Here is a 20,606-nt window from a genome sequence, read left to right as displayed (position 1 = left end):
CGCCCGCCCGGTCGCCGACCGGGTTATCCGCCGGGCCGTCCCAGCGGGCGGACGGCGGGAGCACCGGGCCGGTCCGCCCCGACGGAACGACCGCGGACGGGACCCTCACCACCGCCGCCCCACCCGTCACCGAAGACCCGACCCATCACGGAAGAGGAGAGAGACCACCCCATGGAATGGACCCTCGAAGTGGTCGCCATCCCGGTCACCGACGTCGACCGGGCGAAGGACTTCTACGTGGACCGGTGCGGTTTCACCGCCGATCTCGACATGTCGCCGTTCGAGGGCGCCCGGCTCGTCCAGATCACCCCGCCCGGCTCGCGCTGCTCGATCGTCCTGGAATCCGGGATGCCGGAGTCCCCGGGACAGCCCAGGATGACGCCGGGCTCACTGCAGGGCCTGCAGATCTGCGTCACCGACATCGAGGCCGCCAGGAAGGAGCTGGTGAACCGCGGAGTCGTGGTCGGTCCGGTGCGCCATGTGGGACCGTCGGGCTGGGCGGACGGCAAGGGGAAGGAGCCCTGGAACTCCTTCATGTTCTTCCAGGACCCGGACGGCAACGGCTGGATCGTCCAGGAGGCCCCGGCCCCGCTCGCGGACCGCTGAGCACTGAGGGCGCCCGCGTCGCGGGCGCCCTCCACCCCGGCGCACACTGATCTGGGGGAACCACCCCCGCGCGGTCCGCACGAGCCACCAGGGGCGGTGCCCATGGAATGGACCCTGGAAGTGATCGTCGTCCCCGTCTCCGACGTGGAGCGGGCGAAGGACTTCTACGTGGGCCGGTGCGGTTTCACCGTCGACCACGACACGCACATCTCGGACGGCGTCCGCATCCTCCAGCTGACCCCGCCGGGCTCCACCTGCTCGATCGTCATCGGCGAGGGCATGCCTCCGGCACCTGGCCAGACGACGATGCGCCCCGGCGTGATCCAGGGTCTCCAACTCTGCGTCACCGACATCGAGTCGGCCCACGACGAGCTGCTCGCCCGGGGTGTCGAGGTCAGCGCGGTCCAGCACGTCGCCCCGTCGGGCTGGGCTCCGGGCAGGGGCGAACCCTGGAACTCCTTCATGTTCTTCCAGGACCCCGACGGCAACGGCTGGATCGTCCAGGAGGCCCCGGCTCCCCTGTCGCAGCGGCACACCGTCTGACCTTCGCCTTTCGGCGGCAGCGGTCGCCATCGCAGAGTTGACGCGCCGTCTGTCGACCGTTCTCCGTGCCGCCGGGTCAGCGGACGCGGTTGCGACGGCGGTACGCGTAGGCGGCGAGCAGCGCTGTCGCGGCGACCGAGACGAGGCTGCCGGCCGTGAGCACGGACATCGTGGTGCTCGCGCCGCGCTCGGCGGCCGGCTTCGTGCCGATGGTGATACGGCCGGTGGTCTCCCGCTCGACGCGGCCGCTCACCAGGGTGAGTCGTGCGGTCCACACACCGTCCGGCAGCCGCCGGTCGAGTGTGGCCTTCGCCGTCGTGGAGTGGCCCGGACCGACGGTGCCCGCCCTGACGCCGAACGGGCCTGCGGACAGCCCGCCCGGCCCGTTGGACAGGGTGAGCCTGCCCGTGAGGTCGAGGGCCCGCCCGCCGGTGTTCGTCACTCGGGCCGTGACCACGGGGACACCGGCCGCGGTGCGGGCAGCGGTGAGGCCGTCGACGCGGAAGTCCGAGCGCGGTTCCCCGTCGGGCCCTACGGACAGGTACATGCGCACCCCCGCGCGGACCACGTTGCGTACCTGCTTCGAGGTTTCGCGCTCGGGGCTGATCTCCGCCCAGACGACTCCGTAGTGTTCGCCGCGGGTCGCGTCGTCCGCCACGGTGATCTCGGTCCACACCTTCGCCGTCTCCTCGGGCCCCAGGTCGAGTTCGCCCGGCTCGAGCGTCACCCAGTCGGTGAGCTCGTTGCCGGTACGGCCGGGGGCGAAGACGAAGCCGTCCTTTCGGTGGACGGCGGCGGCCGCGGGGTAGAGCCGCACGCGCTGCCGACGGTCCGACAGGTTGGTGACCGCGATCCGCCTGCGAATCCTCTCGCCCGGCCCGACGTGGTCGACGACATACCGGTGGGCTCGCTCGTCGTCGCGGCGGCTGACGGGCGCGTCGACGAGCCGGATGCCGACGCTCACGTCGTCGGAGGACCCTCGTGGCGTTTCCGCGGCCGCGGGGGCGACCGGTGCGACGAGCAGTGACACCGCGAGGAGCAGTCCGCCTACGGGGTCATGCCACCGAATGGGTCACCGTCCCGCTGTAGAGCCCGCCGACGGCGTCCGGCGGAATGGTGATCTCCAGGGTGGGGTTCCAGCTCGCGCTGTTGTTTCCGCTGCCCGAGGTCTTGGAGAACGCGGTGCGGGGCTGGGCCAGGGTGACCCGGTCGCTCCGCGTGGGCTGGCCGGGCACGAAGGTGCCGGTGCCGGTGGTGGCGGTCGCCGGGCCGGACCAGTACTGCACCAGGTTCGGCAGGATGATCTCGGCGGGGTCGTCGATCCCGGTGTCGAACTGCGTCGAGACCACCGAGGCCGTCCACGTGGCGCTCGCCGCGGCCCTTCTGTCGTCCACCGTCACGGTGCCGAGCTGGCCGCTGATGGTCTGCCCCGGGAACCCGGACCCGAGATTGCGTGAGGCGGGAACCTCGATCGTGAGGTTCGACGTCGACACGGTGAACGTCACGGTCGTGTCGCCCGAGGGCTGGGCGGCCGCGGGCAGCGAGGACACGCCGGCCAGGGCGAAGGCGACACACGGAATCAGGAGTCTTCTGTGCACAGGGCCACCATAGATCGGTATGCGAGGAAGACATGGCATTCGGCATGGATCATGCCACTGAGTGGGTGATCGTCCCGGTGTAGGTGCCGCCCACGGCGGTCACCGGCACCGCGACGATCAGCGTCGGCAGCCAGCCGGTGGTGTTGTTCCCGTTGCCCGACGTCTTTCTGAACGCCGTGCGCGGGACGCTCAGGCTCTGCGCCTGCGCGCTCGTGGCCTGGCCCGGTACACGGGTGCCGCCGCCGTCGGTCGTAACGGCCTGACCCGACCAGTAGGAGAACTGACTCCGGGAGATCTGCCGGGCCGCACCACCGCCCGGCGTGGTGAAGTCGGTCGCGGACACCGTCGCGGTCCAGACCGTGTTCTGCCCGCCACGCCTGTCGAGTACCCGGACCTCACCGAGTTGTCGGCTGAGCGAGGCACCGGGAAAGGCCGAGCCGAAACTCGCCGTGGCCGGCACGGTGATCGACAGGGTGCCGGGCTGGCGCGCGACGCGCCCCGCGTCCTGGCTCGTCACCGGCGCTGCCGCGCCGGACAGTACCGCCGCCACGACCGCCGACCCGACTCCCGCAACGGTCCACAGCATCTGCACGCCGCGACTATAGGCCAACTGCGGGAGCTTTTGGTCCGTCTTCACCCTTTCAGTGGGTTTCTGACCGCCTGTGACCGGTTAGCGTTCCTCGATCGGTTTCGCCCGTCCGCACCCACGCGGTGGATTCCGCCCCGGAGCCCCCATGCGCAACCCCGCACGCACAGCGGCCTGCACCGTCCTCGCCCTGGCCCTCGCCGCATCCGCCGGCCCCGCCCTTTCCGTCCCGGCGTCCCCCGACCGCACCGGACCCACCCGGCTCGCCGCCGCCCACGACCACCTGGATCGGCAGCCCACGCACGTCCGGCTGCGCACACGCACCTTCGACCCGACCACGCCGGAGGGGGAGCGCAGCCGGCCGCGGGGCAACCTGCGGACGAAGAGCGGCGGCACGTACCTCGTCCAGTTGAGGACCACACCGCTCGACAGCCATCGCGCCGAACTGGCGGCCCTCGGTGCCCGGATCGGCGCCTACATCCCCGACGCCACGTACGTGGTGCGCATGGACAAGGCGGCCCGAGGACGGGTCGCCGCGCTGCCGTACGTTCGATGGGTCGGACCGTACGACGCCGGCGACAAACTGGAGGGCGGGGCCGTGCGGCCGAGCACCCGCCGCTATGTCGTCACGCTGGTGGAACCGGACGCCGCCGACCAGCGGGCGGTGGTCGAGCGGATCACCGCGATCGGCGGGAGGGTCGACGGCTCGTCGGCGGGCCGGCAGTTGATCGAGGCGACCCTCGAGCCGGCGCAGGCGCTTGCTGTGGCGCACCTGGACGCGGTACTCGCGCTCGACGTCTGGACGGTCCCAGAAGTGGACATGGACAACGCCCGAGCCGCGGGCGGCGCCGACGCGGTCGAGACGGCGTTCGGGTACCTCGGCCAAGGGGTGCGCGGTGAGGTGATGGACACCGGACTGCGCACGACGCACCAGGAGTTCGCGGCGTTCCCGCCGATCCTGCACACCGCCAACACCACCAGCACGAGCCACGGCACCTCGACATACGGGCAGGTCTTCGCCTCGGGCGTCAGCGCCACCGCCCGCGGCCTGCTCCCCCAGGCGCAGCCGATCTTCGCCGCCCACAGCCTCGTGTCCGACCGGTGGGCCCACACCGAGCAGCTCGTCGACCCGGCGGGCCCGTACCGGGCGGTGTTCCAGTCGAACAGCTGGGGCAGCGCGCTGACGTTCGGCTACAACTCCACGTCGGCGGCGATGGACGACATCGTCTTCGACCACGACATCCTGATCTGCCAGTCCCAGGGCAACACCGGCAACCGCTCCGCCCGGCCGCAGGCCTGGGCGAAGAACGTGGTGTCCGTCGGCGGCACCTACCACTACGACACCGTCTCCCGGACCGATGACGCGTGGAACGGCGGCGCGAGCATCGGCCCGGCCGCGGACGGGCGGATCAAGCCCGACCTGTCGAACTACTACGACGCGGTCCACACCACCGCGAGCGGCGGCGACGCCGCCTACACCGGCACGTTCAGCGGCACCAGCGCCTCCACCCCGATCACCTGCGGCTACGCGGGCCTCGTCTTCCAGATGTGGGCGGACGGGGTCTTCGACGGCGGCCCCGGTCTGGACCGCGACGTCTTCGCGTCCAGGCCGCACGCCGCCACCGCAAAGGCACTGCTGATCAACTCGGCCGACCAGTACCCCTTCACGGGCGCGTCCCACGACCTGGCCCGCATGAAGCAGGGCTGGGGTACGGCCGACGTCGGCAACCTGTACCAGGAGGCACAGGACAACGACTGGCGGCTGCCGGTCCTGGTCGACGAGACGGACCTGCTCACGGTGGGTCAGACCGCGACGTACACACTGACCACCGACGGCAGCCGGCCGCTGAAGGCGACGATGGCCTACACCGATCCGATGGGCTCACCGTCGGCTGCCCAGGCGCGCGTCAACGATCTGACCCTGAAGCTCACCGCCCCGGACGGCACCGTGTACTGGGGGAACAACGGACTCGCGGCGGACAACTGGTCATCGCCGGGTGGCTCGGCGAACACGGTCGACACCGTCGAGAACGTGTTCGTCCAGACTCCGGCCGCCGGCACCTGGACGATCGAGGTCATCGCCGGTCAGGTCAACGCGGACGGACACGTCGAGACCCCGGCGACCGACGCCGACTTCGCACTGGTCGCCACCGGAGGCGTCACGGGCTGACCCGTGGACGAGGCAGCGTCGTGCGGGCCTCCCGGACGGCACGGGGGCGGCGGGACGGGCGGGGCCGACGGTCCGCGACCGTCGGCCCCGCCCGTTGCCCGGACAGCGGAGCCGGGACTACAGCACCGGCAGGTTCTTGCGCAGCTCGAACGCCGTGACCTCCGAGCGGTACTCCTCCCACTCCTGCTTCTTGTTGCGGAGGAAGAAATCGAACACATGCTCGCCGAGCGTCTCCGCGACCAGTTCGCTGCGCTCCATCAGCATGATCGCCTCGCCGAGGTTCTGCGGAAGCGGCTCGATGCCCATCGCGCGGCGCTCGGAGTCCGAGAGCGCCCAGACGTCGTCGTCGGCGCCGGCCGGGAGTTCGTAGCCCTCCTCGATGCCCTTGAGGCCCGCGGCGAGCAGGACCGCGTAGGCGAGGTAGGGGTTGGCTCCGGCGTCGAGGGAGCGGACCTCGATGCGTGAGGAGCCGGTCTTGCCCGGCTTGTACATCGGGACGCGGATCAGGGCCGAGCGGTTGTTGTGGCCCCAGCAGATGTACGAGGGGGCCTCACCGCCGGAGCCGGCGGTGCGGGCCGAACCGCCCCAGATGCGCTTGTAGGAGTTGACCCACTGGTTGGTGACGGCGGAGATCTCCGCGGCGTGCCTGAGCAGGCCGGCGATGAAGGAGCGTCCCACCTTGGAGAGCTGGTACTCGGCACCCGACTCGTAGAAGGCGTTCCGGTCGCCCTCGAAGAGGGACAGGTGGGTGTGCATGCCTGAGCCGGGGTGCTCGGAGAACGGCTTGGGCATGAAGGTCGCCTGGACCCCCTGCTCCAGCGCGACCTGCTTCATGACCAGGCGGAACGTCATGATGTTGTCCGCGGTGGACAGCGCGTCCGCGTACCGGAGGTCGATCTCCTGCTGGCCCGGCGCACCCTCGTGGTGGCTGAACTCCACCGAGATTCCCATGGACTCCAGCATGGTGATGGCCTGGCGGCGGAAGTCCATGCCGACGTTCTGCGGGGTGTGGTCGAAGTATCCGGAGTTGTCCGCGGGGGTGGGGCGCGAGCCGTCCAGCGGCCGGTCCTTCAGCAGGAAGAACTCGATCTCGGGGTGCGTGTAGAACGTGAAGCCCAGGTCCGAGGTCTTCGCCAGGATCCGCTTCAGGACGAAGCGGGGGTCGGCGAAGGACGGCGAGCCGTCCGGCATGAGGATGTCGCAGAACATGCGTGCCGTACCGGGGGCCTCCGCGCGCCACGGAAGGATCTGGAAGGTGCCCGGGTCCGGCTTGGCGATCATGTCCGACTCGTACACGCGGGCGAAGCCCTCGATCGCGGAGCCGTCGAAGCCGATGCCCTCGTCGAAGGCCTGCTCGAGCTCGGCGGGGGCCACCGCGACCGACTTCAGGAAGCCGAGCACATCGGTGAACCACAGGCGTACGAACCGGATGTCGCGCTCCTCGAGCGTGCGGAGCACGAATTCCTGCTGCTTGTCCATAGCCACATCCTTGCAGTTCAGACGGCCTGTGCACCACCGCCAGGGCGTAGAGGAGGAGCTTCAGTATCACGACCCGGGGTTTCGCCCAGATTACGCACCCCGTATGACATGGAGCACGTACCCGCCGTTACCATCTGCCCCCATGGGGGGCATGCGGAACGCCCGCACCGCGCATACCGCGCGTCCCATGGCGCTGGGGAGTGCCGTGGCGACGCTCCTCGCCGCGCTCTTCCTCTGTCTGGGGCAGGCCGACACGGGCAGCGCCGGAGCACACGGCACCCACCGGGAGACCGGCGAGTCCCTGGCCGCCGCGCGGGTCGGCGAGACCACCCGTGCCGTGCCGGGCGACGCCCGGGCCGACCCCGCCGCCGCGTACACCTGTCCGTACGACCGCGGCGACTGCGGGCTCTTCCCGCACCTGATGCCCGGCGTCCTCACCGCCCCGCCCCAGGACGCACCGCCGGCACCGGCCGGGCTTCCGCCCGGCGCCGTGCCCGCCCGCGTCGCGGGCGGCCCACCGCGCACCGGTGCGCTCCCCCGCGCCCCGGATCTCCACGTCCTTCAGGTGCTGCGGACCTAGCAGGGCCGTTCCACCGCCGGTCCGCGCAGCACGGCCCGCGGCCGTGCGATCACGCGCACACCCCACACCCCCGACGCAGAAGGACGAAGCAGAGTGTCGAGCAGGACCAACAGCAAGACGAACGACCGCCGGGCCCGCATAGAGGAGATGCGCCGCGCCGAACAGGCCCGTGAGCGCCGCAACCGCATCATCACGATCTCGCTCAGCGCGGTCCTGGTGGCGGGCCTCGTCGGCTTCGGCACGTACGTGCTGAACAGGGAGTCCGAGAAGAAGGAGCAGGCCGAGGCCGCCGCCAAGGCGCCGATCGAGGACGAGAAGTCCTGGGACGCCAAGAAGCTCGGGCGCAACCACGTCACCGCGGCCGTGAAGTACCCGATGAAGCCGCCGGTCGGCGGTGACCACCACCAGGCGTGGATGAACTGCGATCGCAACGTCTACGACAAGCCGATCCCCGAGGTGAACGCCGTCCACTCGCTGGAGCACGGCGCCGTGTGGGTCACGTACAGCGACGAGGCCCCGGCCGCGGACGTGCAGAAGCTCAAGGACAAGGTCGGCAAGACCTCGTACTCGATGATGAGCCCGGTGAAGGACCAGGCCGGGGCCATCATGCTCAGCGCCTGGGGCAAGCAGGTGACGGTCGACGGCGCGGACGACCCGCGGGTGGACCAGTTCTTCACCAAGTACGTGCAGGGCCCGCAGACCCCCGAGCCGGGCGCCGCGTGCACGGGCGGACTGAGCGCGTGACGCTCACGCTGACGCGTACGCACTGGGTCTCGATCGCCGCGGTGGTGTCGGCGCTGCTGTTCGCGGGCGCCGCCACGGTCGCGTCCGCGGGCGGCGACGAGCACCCCGGTGGGCACGGGGACGCCGCAGGGGCCTCGGCCGCCCCCGCGGCGGGCTCGGCCGACGCGGGCTTCGCCCGCGACATGGCCGTCCACCATCAGCAGGCGGTGGAGATGTCCTTCATCGTCCGGGACCGCACGCAGGACGAGGAGGTGCGGCGGCTCGCCTACGACATCGCCAACACCCAGGCGAACCAGCGCGGCATGCTGCTGGGCTGGCTGGATCTGTGGAAGCTGCCGAAGGTCGAGTCCGGGACCGAGCCGATGGCCTGGATGGCGCGGGCCCACGGGGACGGCGCACACGGGGACGGCGGACACGGCGGCACGTCCGGGAACGGCGGCACCGGGAACGGCGGCACGTCCGGGAACGGCGCTCACGGAAGCGGCCAGGGTGCCGGGGACGCGGGCCACGGCGGGCAGCGGACCGGCGCCGGGGCGGTGATGCCGGGCATGGCCACGCAGGCCGAACTGGACCGGCTGGCCGAAGCGAGCGGCAAGCAGGCCGAGGTCCTCTTCCTCCAGCTGATGACCGACCACCACAAGGGCGGCGTCGCGATGGCGGAGGGCTGCGCGGACCTGTGCACCGTGCCTCAGGAGAAGGCCCTGGCCCAGGGGATGGTGGATGCCCAGCAGTCCGAGATGGACCTGATGGCGGATCTCCTGGAGAAGCGGGGCGCGGCGCCCCGCTCCTGAGACCGGCGCGCCGGCGCGGGCCGGACGGACACCCGCCCCGCGCGGGCGCGCGCTCCCCCGAAGCGCGCCCTTCGCGGCCCCTGGGCCCGGGGGCCGCGAAGGGCGGCCGTCCCGTCGGGCGCCGCCACCACGTCGGCGGTAAGGTCGAAGACGGCTTCCTCGGCGTCCGCCGGCACCGGTTGCCCGGCTCCCCGCCGCCCTGGGTGGCGGCGCGCACGTCGATGAAGTCCCCGCAGTCCCGGCCGGGAGGTCCCGGCCCGTGGTGCGGGGCGCCGGCCGGGCCGTCGGCAGGCCGCTCTCCACCCGCGTGGACGGCGGGCGTGACATCGGGTGACAACGGGCGTGGGCCGCGCCCAGGAGGTACGAACCCCATGACGACCGCCAAGGACATCATGCATCCCGGGGCCCAGTGGATCCCGGCGCACGAAACTCTCGACCGTGCCGCGCAGTTGATGCGCGAGCTGAACGTGGGCGCGCTGCCCATCGCCGACGCCGAAGAGCGGCTGTGCGGCATTCTCACCGACCGCGACATCGTGGTCGGCTGTGTGGCCATGGGCCACGACCCGTCGAAGATCACGGCAGGTGACATGGCCCGTGGCACCCCGCGCTGGATCGACTCGGGGGCGGACGTCGGCGACGTGCTCCACGAGATGCAGGAGCACCAGATCCGCCGGCTCCCGGTGATCGAGAACAAGCGCCTCGTCGGCATGATCAGCGAGGCGGACCTGGCGCAGCACCTGTCGGAGGACCAGCTCGCCCAATGGGTCGAGCAGGTCTACGCACGGGCCTGATCCGGCGTCAGCCGGGATCCGCCGCAGGGGGCGCCGCCCAGGGTGCACGAGTGGGCGGCGGACCCCGCGGGCCACGGCCGCCCCACCACGCCGCCCCCGACACACGGGTACGCGGTGCACCCCGCGAGCCGGCCGGCCGCCACCGCGGTAGCCGCCACCGCCTGCCCGCGGCGCCGACGCCTCGGTACGCCGCTGGCGGCCCCCGGCGAGTTCGCCGAGCCGGGTGCCTGCGGACGGGCCGGTGACCGCTGCCGGCGGTCTTTCGTCGCCCCCTCACCCCGGCTTCAGGACCGCCCGGGCGACCGCGTCCGGGCGGTCCAGCATGACCAGGTGCCCCGACGGCTCGACGGCCTCGAAGTGCGCGTCGCCCAGCTCCGCGGCGAGCGCGCGCTGCCGTGCCAGCCAGCGGCCCGTCGAGCGACGGCCGTGGCCGTCCGAGGCGGCCAGCACGGTCACGGGCACCCCGTGCGGAAGCGGGAACCGGGTACGCAGGTCGAGCAGTTCGGCGGCGACCGCGCGGTAGTGGGTGTTCTCCAGCAACGCGCCCCGGAGCACGCGCGAGGTGCCGTAGCAGCGGTGCACGAGCGTGGCGGGGGCCGGGTCGCCGCCGCCTTCGCGCGACAGCCGGACCACGGCGCGGCGGAGGGCCGGGCCGATCACGGCGGGGGCTCCGACCGCCGTCAGCGCCGTGCCGAGGCCGTGCGCCACGGCCGTGCGGAAGGCGGGGGCGCGGGGCGCCGTGGCGTCCTCCTCGATGCTGGCGTCGACCAGGACGAGGCCGGCCGTGCGGGCGGGGTGGAGCCGGGCGAAGGCCTCCACGTGGAAGCCCGCGATGGAGTGTCCGACGACGGTGGCGGGTGCTCCGCCGAGACCGAGGGCGTCGAGGATCCCGGCGATGCGGTGGGCCTCCCCCGAGGCGGACGGAGGCACCACGGCGGTGCCGCTCAGCCCGTGCCCCGGCCGGTCGAAGCGGACGACGGTGCGGTACGGGGCCAGCAGGGGCACGACGGGGTCCCAGTCGAACCAGCTCATCGCGAGGCCCGCGCTGAGGACGCAGACCGGCCCGCTGCCCTCGGCCACCACGTGGTGGGGCACTCCTCCGATCCGTACGAACGTCACGCCGTCCCCCTCGCACCCGGCCGGCCCGCACCCGGCCGGCTCGTGCCCTCCCGCGCCACGGACAGCGCGAGTACCGCCAGCCAGCCTGCCACGACCAGCACCTGGAGTCGTTGCCCGGCGCCGAGCCACCAGACGCCGCGGCCCGCCTCGAGGGCGGCGACGGCGGTCAGCGTCCAGACGGTGGCGGCTAGTTCGACGGCGAGGAGCCCCGGCCCGAACCGGCCCAGTTCGGGCCACCGGTGGTAGCGGCGGGCCGCGACCGTGAGCGCGACCATGCCGGTGAGGGCGCCCGTCATTGCGAGACCGGAACTCACGGCGTGCGCGGCGTGCGTGGCCGGGACGAGGCCCGCCGTCTCCAGGGCGGCGCACTCCGGGTCGTCGGTGGGCGCGCAGCTGAGCGGCAGCCGTGAGTCGAGGGCGGTCGCCAGGCCGAATACGGCGAGGGCGGTCCAGCCGGCGACGGACCACGGCCGTCTCGGACGCGTCGGCAGGGCGACGGCCGCCCCGGCGAGGACGAGCAGCCCGGCCGCGAGGTCCGTGGCGCGGAACAGGCCGCCGAAGGGCTGGTCGGCGGCCGAGAGTTCGCTGACGTACGCCCGGACCGGGTCGAGACCGGTGGCCAGGAGCAGTTCGAGCACCCATGCGGTGTAGAGCAGGGCGCCGAGTGCGATAAGCAGCGCGACAGTTCTGGATGTACCGGATGTTTCGGGCATCGTGCCCCATGCTAGATCGTGCCGCGTCCAGCCCCACCCGGGGCCCGTCCCCCACGGGGGTGGTGCGCGCATGTTCGACCGACCGGAGGGCCATGTCCAGTCAGGAGCACACCCGTCAGACCTCTCGCACCCGTCGCGCCGTGCTCGGTGCCGGGCTCGCCGCCGCCGGATCGGGGCTGCTCGCCGCCTGCTCCGGCGGCGGGGCGGACGACGGCGGCCGTGGCGCGGCGGGTGCCCCCGCCCAGGGGCCCGTGCCGGCCGACGGCAGGAAGGCCGGCGGCCCGGCGGCGGTGCGCAGCGTGGGCCCGCTCCGCACGCGTACGTTCACGGCCACGCCCAGCACGGTCGACATCGGGCGCGGGCGCACGTTCAGGACGTGGACGTACAACGACCGGCTGCCGGGCAAGGAGGTGCGGATCAACGCCGGGGACACGCTCGAGCTCACCCTGGCCAACCACCTGCCGGTGCCCACCACGGTGCACTGGCACGGCATCGCCCTCGAGAACAAGATGGACGGCGTGCCGGAAGTGACGCAGCCGGCGGTCAAGCCGGGCGGGACCTTCGAGTACCGCTTCACCGTGCCGCACGCCGGCACGTACTGGTTCCACCCCCACTACGGCGTGCAGATCGACAGCGGCATGTACGCACCGCTGATCGTGGACGACCCGAAGGAGCCGCTCGCCTACGACCACGAGTGGGTCATCGTCCTGGACGACTGGATCGACGGCGTGGGCGGGTCCACTCCGGACGACGTGCTGTCGCAGCTCCGCAAGGGCAAGCCCGCCATGGGACACGGCAACGCACACGGCGGCGGCCACGGCGGTGACGGGGACGACCGGCGCGAGCGGGACCGCGAGGACCGCGGGGAGGGGGACGACGAGGAGGGCGACGGCCGTCCGCGGTCCCGGCCGACCGGCGGGGTCGACGCCGGGTACGGGCCGGCCAGCGCCGGGGACCCGGACGCCGGACGCGATGCGCCCGGGCCGGCCGGCGGCAGGGGCCCGCGCCGGCTGATGAGCGACGCCGTGAGCAAGCTGCTCGGCGGCCACGCGGGCGATGTCGCGTACCCGTACTACCTGATCAACGGGCGCACGGCGGACGACCCGACCGAGTTCAGGGCGAAGCCGGGCGACCGGATCCGGCTGCGGATCATCAACGCGGGCGGCGAGACGGCCTTCCGGGTGGCACTCGGCGGCCACGAGATGACGGTCGTCCACTCGGACGGCTTCCCCGTCCACCCGTACAAGACCGACGCGCTGCTGCTGGGCATGGCCGAGCGGTACGACGTGATGGTCACCGCGAAGGAGGGGGTGTTCCCGTTCACGGCGCTGGCGGAGGGCAAGCGGGGCTCGGCGATGGCCGTGCTGCGGACGGGCCGCGGGGCCACGCCCAAGCCCTCCACCCGCCCGTCGGAGCTGGACCGCAGGGTGCTGCAGTCGTCCGCGCGCCTGCGTCCCGAGGAGTCGGTGGCGCTGGACCGGCGCCGCCCGGACCGTCTCATCCGGTTCACGCTGACCGGCGGCATGAAGCGGTACGACTGGGCCTTCGACCGGCAGCCGTACGACCCGGAGGTCCTCCACAGGATCGAGTACGGCGAGCGGGTGCGGCTGGTGGTCATCAACGCCACGGACATGTGGCACCCCATGCACCTGCACGGCCACACCTTCGCCCTGGCCGGCATCGACGCGCTGGGCGCCCGCAAGGACACGGCGATCCTGCTGCCGCACCGCAAGCTGGTGGCGGACTTCGACGCCGACAACCCGGGGCTGTGGATGTTCCACTGCCACAACATCTACCACTCGGAGTCCGGGATGATGACGACGCTGGCGTACGAGGACTGATCCCCCCGGCCCGGGGGAGGACGCCTCCCTCTCCCGGGACCCGCACCCCGGCTGCACCGGGGTGGCGCGCGCCACACCACCGGGACATCGCGTCAGAAAGACGATTACACTGGTCGCGTGCCTCAACTTCGCCTCGCCCTGAATCAGATCGACTCGACCGTCGGCGATCTCGCCGGCAACGCCGAGTCGATCGTGCACTGGACCCGGCACGCCGCCGCGCAGGGGGCGCATCTCATCGCGTTCCCCGAGATGGCGCTGACCGGCTATCCCGTCGAGGACCTGGCCCTGCGGTCGTCCTTCGTCGAGGCGTCACGGGCCGCCCTGCGCGCGCTCGCCGCGCGTCTCGCCGACGAGGGCTTCGGGGGGATCCCCGTGATCGTCGGCTATCTCGACCGCTCCGAGAAGGCGCAGCCGCGGTACGGTCAGCCCGCGGGCGCCCCGCGGAACGCCGCGGCCGTACTGCACGGCGGCCGGGTGGTGCTGACGTTCGCCAAGCACCACCTGCCCAACTACGGCGTGTTCGACGAGTTCCGGTACTTCGTGCCGGGCGACACCATGCCCGTCGTCCGCGTCCACGGCGTCGATGTCGCGCTCGCCATCTGCGAGGACCTCTGGCAGGACGGCGGCCGGGTCCCCGCCGCGCGGTCCGCCGGGGCCGGGCTGCTGGTCTCGATCAACGCCTCGCCCTACGAGCGGAACAAGGACGACACCCGGCTGGAACTGGTGCGCAAGCGCGCCCAGGAGGCCGGCTGCACCACCGCGTACCTCGCGATGATGGGCGGCCAGGACGAACTCGTCTTCGACGGCGACTCGATCGTCGTCGACCGGGACGGGGAGGTGATCGCACGCGCACCGCAGTTCGCGGAGGGCAGCGTGATCCTGGACCTGGACCTCCCGACCGCGTCCGCCGACGCCCCGACCGGCCTGGTGGACGACGGGCTGACCGTCGACCGGATCGTCCTCTCCGAGGACCCGCTCCCGCCCTACGAGCCGGAGCTGACGGGCGGTTACGCGCAGCGGCTCGACGACGAGGAGGAGGTGTACTCGGCCCTGGTCGTCGGACTGCGGGCGTACGTGGCCAAGAACGGCTTCCGCTCGGTCGTCGTGGGCCTCTCCGGAGGTATCGATTCGGCACTGGTCGCCGCGATCGCCTGCGACGCGCTGGGGGCGGAGAACGTCCACGGCATCTCCATGCCGTCCAAGTACTCCTCGGACCACTCCCGGGACGACGCGGCCGAACTCGCCCGGCGTACGGGGCTGAACTTCCGCACCGTGTCGATCGAGCCGATGTTCGACGCCTTCATGGGCTCGCTCTCGCTGACCGGTCTGGCGGAGGAGAACCTCCAGTCACGGCTGCGCGGGACGACGCTGATGGCCGTCTCCAACCAGGAGGGCCACATCGTGCTCGCGCCGGGCAACAAGTCCGAGCTGGCGGTGGGCTACTCGACGCTGTACGGCGACTCGGTCGGCGCCTACGGGCCGATCAAGGACGTCTACAAGTCCTCCGTCTTCAGGCTGGCGAAGTGGCGCAACCGGGCGGCCGAGGAGCGCGGCCGGATCGCGCCGATCCCCGAGAACTCGATCGCCAAGCCGCCGAGCGCCGAACTGCGGCCGGGGCAGGTCGACACCGACTCGCTTCCCGACTACGACGTGCTCGACGGGATCCTGGAGCTGTACGTCGACCGCGACCAGGGCAAGGACGCGATCGTGGCGGCGGGCTACGACGAGGAGCTGGTGGCGAGGGTGCTGCGGCTCGTCGACACCGCCGAGTACAAGCGGCGGCAGTACCCGCCGGGTACGAAGATCTCCGCGAAGGGCTTCGGCAAGGACCGCCGGCTGCCGATCACGAATCGCTGGCGCGAGACGACGGCGCGCTGACCCGCGGCCCGTCCCCGGTCACGAGGCTTCCCGCGACGACGCGCGAGGCCCCCTTCGCCGTACGGTCGAGCAGCCCGGCGGTCACCGCTGTCGCCAGTCCGACGACGGTGAGGGCCGCGCCCACGAGCGCCGGGGAGGTCCAGCCCCAGCCTGCCGCGACGGCCGCGCCACCGAGCCAGGCACCGCCCGCGTTGGCGAGGTTGAAGGCGGAGTGGTTGGAGGCGGAGGCCAGGGTCGGGGCGTCCTGGGCCTTGTTCATCACCAGCATCTGCAGCGGTGTCGTGGTCATGAAACCGACCGCGCCGAGCACGACCACGGTGACCAGCGCCAGCCACGGGATGTGCGCGGTGAGGCGGAAGGCGACCAGGACGAGCGCGAGCGCGGCGAGCGAGCCGTACAGGGTGGGCCGCAGGGCGCGGTCGGTGAGCGGACCGGCCGCCAGGGCACCGAGCGTCATGCCGATGCCGAAGAGGGCGAGGACGAGCGTCACGGAGGTCTCGCCGAGACCCATCACCTCGGTCGTCATGGACGCCAGGTAGGAGTACACCGCGAACACGCCCGCGAAGCCGAGGACGGCGGTGAGCAGCCCGAGGATCACCTGCCGGTTGCCGAGGGCGCGCAGCTCGCGGGCGATGCCCTGGTGGGATTCGACGGGCAGCTGCGGGACGAGCCGGGCGAGTGCCGCCATCGCGACCAGCCCGATGGCGGTGACGACGAGGAAGGTGGCCCGCCAGCCGAGGTGCTGGCCGAGGAGGGTGGCAGCGGGCACGCCGACGATGTTGGCGACCGTCAGCCCGAGGAACATCGTGGCCACGGCACGCGCCTGCCGTCCCGGGGCGACGAGCCGGTCGGCCACGACCGCACCCACGCCGAAGAACGCGCCGTGCGGCAGCCCGGCGAGGACGCGTCCGGCGACGAGGGTGCCGAAGCCGGGAGCGAGCGCGGACGCGAGGTTGCCGACGGTGAACAGCGCCATCAGCAGGAGCAGCATCCGCCTGCGCGGGACGCGGGAGCCCAGTGCGGTCAGCAGCGGTGCGCCGATGACGACGCCGATCGCGTACGCCGAGACGAGCTGCCCGGCCGTGGGGACGGAGGTGCCGAGGTCCTCGGCGACGTTGGGCAGCAGGCCCATCATCACGAATTCGGTGGTGCCGATGCCGAAGGCGGACACGGCGAGCGCGAGCAGCGCCAGTGGCATGAGAGAGCCCTTCCCGGTTAGTTCGTTACCGGAACAAAGTCTCTCAGGCGGATTGTTCCCGCGGATGAACGGGCGGTTGCCGCGATCCTGCCGGCGGCCCTCCCCGGAGCGGCCCGGCTTCCTGGGCAACGGGTCAGAAGCGGATACCGGCCGCTATGGGCAGATGGTCGCTGGCCGTGCGGGGCAGCGTCCAGGACGAGACCGGCTCGACGCCCTTCACCATGATCTGGTCGATCCTGGCCATCGGGAACGACGCCGGCCAGCTGAAGCCGAAACCGTCGCCCGCGGCGCCCTGCGTCGAGCGCATCTGCGAGGTGACCGCGTTCAGGGCGCGGTCGTTCATCGTGCCGTTGAGGTCGCCCAGGAGGACGACCCTGCCCACCGGGTCGCGGGCGATCGCCTCGCCGAGCGCGTCGGCGCTGGTGTCCCGCTGGCTGGCGGTGAAACCGGCGTTCATCTTGACCCGCACCGACGGCAGGTGTGCCACGTACACCGAGAGATCGCCGGACGGGGTGGCGACGGTGGAGCGCATGGCCCGGACCCAGCCCAGCCGGATGTCCACGGGCCGGGTGTCGCTCATGGGGTACTTGCTCCACAGCCCCACCGTGCCCTGGACGGAGTGGTAGCGGTACCGGGACGCCAGCGCCTTCTCGTACGCCGGGACCGCGTCGCCCGTCAGTTCCTCCAGGGCGACGACGTCGGCGCCCGAGGCGGCGACCTCGCGGGCGGTGCCCTCGGGGTCGGCGTTCTCGGCGTTCACGTTGTGGGTGGCGACGGTGAAGTCCCCACCGTCGCCCGACTTGTTTGTGAGCAGTCCGCCGAAGAGGTTCAGCCACACGATCGCCGGCACGAGCAGCGCGACCAGCGCCGTGGCGGACCGCCGAAGGAGCGCGAGGACCAGCAGCACCGGCACCAGGAGCCCCAGCCAGGGCAGGAACGTCTCGGCGAGACTGCCGACATTGCCGATCCTGTTGGGGATCTGCGCGTGCAGGATCATCAGCAGGCCGGTGGCGACCGCGACGACCGCGAGGACGACGCCGCGCCGCCAGATCCCCGGATCGCTCCGCAAACGGCCGAGCAGGGCCCGGATCCGGGAACCGGGGCGGGGGTCCTCCGCGCTGCCGTGTCCCGACTCCGTCATGTATGCCTGCCGCATGTGCATAGTCCTCACTGCCTTGCCGTGCACACCTTGCCCGCCACGACCCTAGGCGATACCGGGTGTGTTCCTGCCGTACGGGTTCGAGGACGGCCGGGCGCCGCGACGGGTTCCGATCAAGGTCGGCGGCGGCGAGGCTGTGACAGAACGCGCATATTGGCCGGTTCGGCGGGGACGCCGGAGGGCCCGGGCGAAGGGCGGAACGGTCGGACGGCGACTCGACGGTCCGGACGATCGGAACGGCCGCCCCGGACCGTCGCTGCGGCCTCCTTCCGGACGCTCAGGGCGACGACGGCGGCCCGAGGCCCTCCAGCACGGCCGTCACCATGCGTTCCGCGAGATCGCCGGGCAGCGGGGCGTCGGGGCGCATCACGGCACGCACGAGCATCGGGCCGACCAGGAGGTCGTTGAGCAGGTCGATGTCCAGGTCGTCGCGAATCTCGCCGCGGGCGACGCCGCGGCGCAGGATCTCCAGCACGGTCGCCCGGCGCGGGTCGATGACGGTGGCGACGTAGGCGTCCCACAGCCTGGGGTGGCTCTTCATCTGGGCGCGGACGTTGTGCAGCAGCGCGGACGAGCGCTGGGCGAGGCCGCGGAGGCGGACCGACTCCAGCATGACGACGAGGTCGTCACGGGCGGAGGTGCCGGGCATCTCGGGATCCGGCGGCTCGATGTCCCGCAGGACGTCGACGAACAGCTCCTCCTTGTCGGCCCAGCGCCGGTAGATGGTGGCCTTGCCGACCCCGGCGGTACGGGCGATGCGCTCGATGGAGATGTCGCCCAGCGGCAGTCCCTCCTCCAGCAGGGTCACCACCGCCTCGCGGATCGAGCGCTCCGCCGCCTCGCTGCGTGGCCGGCCGCGCCGCGGAGCGTTCGCGCCCGTGCCGTGGGCGGTCACGGCGCCCGGCCGCCCGCCGGTTCCCGTACTCGTGCCCCGTGCCGCTCCGGTCCCGCTCGACACAACCGCCTCCACTCCGCCCCGCCCTCCCCGTGGCGTGCTTCCGTGACGCGCTTCTCGTCGCGTCTCCCGGTCCGCCCCTCGGCGGGTCCCTCGATTCTCGCGGACCCCGGTCATCCCCGCGCCACCCCCGCCGCCGGGCGCTCGTCCGGCACGGCCGGTGCGTCCGCGGACTTCCGGCGGCCGGGGAGATACGTGGCCACGACGATCGCGCCGACGAGCGTCACCGTCGCCGCGGACAGCGCCGCCAGGTGCATGGCGACCAGGAACGCCTCGTGGGCGGGCGCGACCAGGAGCCGCCCGGCGGGGCCGAGCCGTTCGGCGACGGCCAGTGTCGCCTCCAGCGACTCGCCCGCCGCGTGCTTCGCCTCGTCCGGGACTCCGGGGGCGCGCTCCAGGGTGCTCTCGATCCCGCCCCGGTACGCGGCGGACAGCAGCGAGCCGAGGACGGCCACGCCCAGCGCCCCGCCGATCTGCCGGAAGGTGTTGTTGATCGCGGAGGCCACGCCCGCCTTCTCCCTCGGCAGCGCCTGCATGACCGTGACCGTGACGGGCGACATGACGTGTCCCATGCCGGCGCCCTGCACGAAGAAGGCGAGCTCCAGCGCCCACAGCGGGGTCGAGGCGTCGAAGAACGCGAAGCAGGCGAGCCCGGTCGCGATCATCACCATTCCGGCCGTGCAGGTCGCCTTGGCCCCGAACCGGGCGACGGCCAGCCGGGCGCGCGGCGCGAACAGCGACTGGGCCACCGCGAGCGGCAGCACCAGCAGACCGGCCTGCAGCGGGCTGTGGCCGAGCACGCTCTGGAGGTAGAAGACCGAGAAGAACGCGACGCCCATCATCGAGAGGAAGGCCAGCGCCGTCGCGGTGATCGCGGCGGAGAACGCGGGATTCCTGAAGTACGAGAACTCCAGCGCCGGGTGGTCGATGCGGTGCTCGTAGACCACGAACACCGCCAGCACGGCCAGCCCGCCGACCAGGGGCAGCAGCACGGACCGGTCGGACAGCGAGGCGAGCTCACCACCATGGATGATCCCGTAGACGAGCAGGACGAGCCCGACGATGGACAGCAGCACGCCGACGGGGTCGATCCGGCCGGGGTCGGGGTCCCGGGAGTCGGGGATGAGCAGGGCCATCGCGACGAAGCCGACGATCACCACCGGCACGTTCACCAGGAAGATCGAGCCCCACCAGAAGTGTTCGAGCAGCAGCCCGCCCGTCAGCGGGCCGAGCGCGATGGCGATGCCCACCCCGCCCGCCCAGATGCCGATGGCCTTGGGCTGCTCGTCCCGCTCGAAGACGTTCATGAGGACGGCGAGGGTCGCCGGCATCACGAACGCGGCGCCGAAACCCATCACCGCGCGGTACGCGATGAGCTCACCGGACGACCCGGAGAACGCCGCCAGCGCCGAGCCGACGCCGAACACGGCCATGCCGAACAGCAGCGTCCTCCTTCGGCCCACACGGTCGCCGATCAGACCGGCCGTGAACAGCAGGGCGGCGAAGACGAGGGTGTAGGAGTTGATGGCCCATTCCAGCTCCCCCTGCGTGGCGCCGATGCCCACCGGCGCGGGGGAGGCGATGGTCTTGACCGCCACGTTGAGGACCGAGTGGTCCAGCACCATGATGAGCACGGTGAACATCAGGACGGCGAGAATGAGCCAACGGCGTCGGTGAACGGATTCCGGAACCCGGGGTGGGGCGGGGGGTGCGCCCGGCGGTGTGGACATGACCGCAGCGTATTTCTATACGGCACCGTCTCGTATAGAAATGCTGGGCCGTTGGTGTCGGGACCGGCCAACTTCGCGGCAGTGTGAACGGGGCCACTTCACGCGGCGGGCGCGGGGATGCCACC

The 20,606-nt window shown here is 72.2% G+C and carries 19 protein-coding genes; 9 read left to right on the top strand and 10 right to left on the bottom strand.

The genetic code is table 11. The annotated features are described in order from the left end of the window. Positions 1-171 precede the first annotated feature (171 nt). The gene (locus AB0J10_RS10385) at positions 172-606 is read left to right on the top strand and encodes a VOC family protein (RefSeq protein WP_363059855.1); all 435 of its coding nucleotides are present in this window, start codon (positions 172-174) and stop codon (positions 604-606) included. Positions 607-708: 102 nt separating this feature from the next. Further along, entirely contained in the window at positions 709-1,149 is a 441-nt protein-coding gene (locus AB0J10_RS10380; RefSeq protein ID WP_363059853.1) for a VOC family protein, read from the top strand. 76 nt (positions 1,150-1,225) lie between these two features. Here the strand turns inward: AB0J10_RS10380 and AB0J10_RS10375 are convergent, their stop codons facing one another. From AB0J10_RS10375 to AB0J10_RS10365, 3 genes are all read right to left on the bottom strand, one after another. Further along, positions 1,226-2,113: a peptidase gene (locus tag AB0J10_RS10375; protein ID WP_363059851.1), complete on the bottom strand. Its 888-nt coding sequence runs from the start codon at positions 2,111-2,113 to the stop codon at positions 1,226-1,228. Positions 2,114-2,204: 91 nt separating this feature from the next. Continuing rightward, positions 2,205-2,747, bottom strand: coding sequence for a hypothetical protein (locus AB0J10_RS10370; RefSeq protein ID WP_363059849.1), 543 nt, complete (start codon positions 2,745-2,747; stop codon positions 2,205-2,207). Positions 2,748-2,796: 49 nt separating this feature from the next. Then, a complete protein-coding gene (locus AB0J10_RS10365) occupies positions 2,797-3,339 on the bottom strand; it encodes a hypothetical protein (RefSeq protein ID WP_363059847.1) in 543 nt (180 codons plus the stop codon). Between the two features lie 142 nt (positions 3,340-3,481). On the opposite strand from AB0J10_RS10365, the gene AB0J10_RS10360 reads away from it, so the two are divergent. Further along, a complete protein-coding gene (locus AB0J10_RS10360; protein WP_363059845.1) occupies positions 3,482-5,503 on the top strand; it encodes a S8 family serine peptidase in 2,022 nt (673 codons plus the stop codon). A gap of 117 nt (positions 5,504-5,620) precedes the next feature. On the opposite strand, the gene AB0J10_RS10355 is transcribed toward AB0J10_RS10360, so the two are convergent. Continuing rightward, positions 5,621-6,982: a glutamine synthetase family protein gene (locus AB0J10_RS10355; protein ID WP_138055719.1), complete on the bottom strand. Its 1,362-nt coding sequence runs from the start codon at positions 6,980-6,982 to the stop codon at positions 5,621-5,623. 142 nt (positions 6,983-7,124) lie between these two features. Here AB0J10_RS10355 and AB0J10_RS10350 point away from each other — a divergent pair, with 142 nt between their 5' ends. The 4 genes from AB0J10_RS10350 to AB0J10_RS10335 all read left to right on the top strand — a co-directional run bounded on the left by AB0J10_RS10350 (position 7,125) and on the right by AB0J10_RS10335 (position 9,888). Next, complete coding sequence (locus AB0J10_RS10350) at positions 7,125-7,562, top strand: hypothetical protein (protein WP_363059843.1); 438 nt, start codon at positions 7,125-7,127, stop codon at positions 7,560-7,562. A gap of 93 nt (positions 7,563-7,655) precedes the next feature. Next, positions 7,656-8,306 (top strand): DUF3105 domain-containing protein, encoded by a 651-nt coding sequence (locus AB0J10_RS10345; protein ID WP_363059841.1) that lies wholly within the window; start codon positions 7,656-7,658, stop codon positions 8,304-8,306. After that, positions 8,303-9,097 carry a DUF305 domain-containing protein gene (locus AB0J10_RS10340; protein WP_363059839.1) on the top strand — a complete coding sequence of 265 codons (795 nt, stop codon included), beginning with the start codon at positions 8,303-8,305 and terminating at the stop codon, positions 9,095-9,097. The genes AB0J10_RS10345 and AB0J10_RS10340 overlap by 4 nt, the downstream gene beginning before the upstream one ends. 371 nt (positions 9,098-9,468) lie before the next feature. Beyond that, positions 9,469-9,888 carry a CBS domain-containing protein gene (locus tag AB0J10_RS10335; protein ID WP_363059837.1) on the top strand — a complete coding sequence of 140 codons (420 nt, stop codon included), beginning with the start codon at positions 9,469-9,471 and terminating at the stop codon, positions 9,886-9,888. 273 nt (positions 9,889-10,161) lie between these two features. Here the strand turns inward: AB0J10_RS10335 and AB0J10_RS10330 are convergent, their stop codons facing one another. Continuing rightward, positions 10,162-11,007, bottom strand: coding sequence for an alpha/beta hydrolase (locus tag AB0J10_RS10330; RefSeq protein WP_363059835.1), 846 nt, complete (start codon positions 11,005-11,007; stop codon positions 10,162-10,164). Further along, the gene (locus AB0J10_RS10325) at positions 11,004-11,720 is read right to left on the bottom strand and encodes a DUF998 domain-containing protein (RefSeq protein WP_363059833.1); all 717 of its coding nucleotides are present in this window, start codon (positions 11,718-11,720) and stop codon (positions 11,004-11,006) included. The genes AB0J10_RS10330 and AB0J10_RS10325 overlap by 4 nt, the downstream gene beginning before the upstream one ends. Before the next feature lie 92 nt (positions 11,721-11,812). Between AB0J10_RS10325 and AB0J10_RS10320 the strand changes: the two genes are divergently transcribed. After that, positions 11,813-13,561, top strand: a complete 1,749-nt coding sequence (locus AB0J10_RS10320) for a multicopper oxidase family protein (RefSeq protein ID WP_363059831.1) — start codon at positions 11,813-11,815, stop codon at positions 13,559-13,561. Between the two features lie 117 nt (positions 13,562-13,678). Then, positions 13,679-15,439, top strand: a complete 1,761-nt coding sequence (locus AB0J10_RS10315; protein WP_363059829.1) for an NAD+ synthase — start codon at positions 13,679-13,681, stop codon at positions 15,437-15,439. On the opposite strand, the gene AB0J10_RS10310 is transcribed toward AB0J10_RS10315, so the two are convergent. From AB0J10_RS10310 to AB0J10_RS10295, 4 genes are all read right to left on the bottom strand, one after another. After that, positions 15,405-16,637: an MFS transporter gene (locus AB0J10_RS10310; RefSeq protein WP_363059827.1), complete on the bottom strand. Its 1,233-nt coding sequence runs from the start codon at positions 16,635-16,637 to the stop codon at positions 15,405-15,407. The two genes, AB0J10_RS10315 and AB0J10_RS10310, sit on opposite strands and share 35 nt — an antisense overlap. 133 nt (positions 16,638-16,770) lie before the next feature. Further along, complete coding sequence (locus tag AB0J10_RS10305) at positions 16,771-17,793, bottom strand: endonuclease/exonuclease/phosphatase family protein (protein ID WP_363059826.1); 1,023 nt, start codon at positions 17,791-17,793, stop codon at positions 16,771-16,773. A 280-nt stretch (positions 17,794-18,073) separates the two neighbouring features. Then, positions 18,074-18,691, bottom strand: a complete 618-nt coding sequence (locus tag AB0J10_RS10300; protein WP_363059976.1) for a TetR/AcrR family transcriptional regulator C-terminal ligand-binding domain-containing protein — start codon at positions 18,689-18,691, stop codon at positions 18,074-18,076. Between the two features lie 173 nt (positions 18,692-18,864). Then, complete coding sequence (locus AB0J10_RS10295) at positions 18,865-20,481, bottom strand: MFS transporter (protein ID WP_363059824.1); 1,617 nt, start codon at positions 20,479-20,481, stop codon at positions 18,865-18,867. Positions 20,482-20,606: the final 125 nt, after the last annotated feature.

The organism is Streptomyces sp. NPDC049887, from assembly GCF_040656535.1.
Classification (GTDB): Bacteria; Actinomycetota; Actinomycetes; order Streptomycetales; family Streptomycetaceae; genus Streptomyces.
This window is presented reverse-complemented; position numbering and strand designations above follow the sequence as displayed.

Coding starts and splice junctions, on each gene's coding strand:
- AB0J10_RS10385 (WP_363059855.1), top strand. CDS start 172: ATGGAATGGACCCTCGAAGTGGTCGCCATCCCGGTCACCGACGTCGAC.
- AB0J10_RS10380 (WP_363059853.1), top strand. CDS start 709: ATGGAATGGACCCTGGAAGTGATCGTCGTCCCCGTCTCCGACGTGGAG.
- AB0J10_RS10360 (WP_363059845.1), top strand. CDS start 3,482: ATGCGCAACCCCGCACGCACAGCGGCCTGCACCGTCCTCGCCCTGGCC.
- AB0J10_RS10355 (WP_138055719.1), bottom strand. CDS start 6,982: ATGGACAAGCAGCAGGAATTCGTGCTCCGCACGCTCGAGGAGCGCGAC.
- AB0J10_RS10350 (WP_363059843.1), top strand. CDS start 7,125: ATGGGGGGCATGCGGAACGCCCGCACCGCGCATACCGCGCGTCCCATG.
- AB0J10_RS10335 (WP_363059837.1), top strand. CDS start 9,469: ATGACGACCGCCAAGGACATCATGCATCCCGGGGCCCAGTGGATCCCG.
- AB0J10_RS10325 (WP_363059833.1), bottom strand. CDS start 11,720: ATGCCCGAAACATCCGGTACATCCAGAACTGTCGCGCTGCTTATCGCA.
- AB0J10_RS10320 (WP_363059831.1), top strand. CDS start 11,813: ATGTCCAGTCAGGAGCACACCCGTCAGACCTCTCGCACCCGTCGCGCC.
- AB0J10_RS10310 (WP_363059827.1), bottom strand. CDS start 16,637: ATGCCACTGGCGCTGCTCGCGCTCGCCGTGTCCGCCTTCGGCATCGGC.
- AB0J10_RS10305 (WP_363059826.1), bottom strand. CDS start 17,793: ATGCGGCAGGCATACATGACGGAGTCGGGACACGGCAGCGCGGAGGAC.
- AB0J10_RS10295 (WP_363059824.1), bottom strand. CDS start 20,481: ATGTCCACACCGCCGGGCGCACCCCCCGCCCCACCCCGGGTTCCGGAA.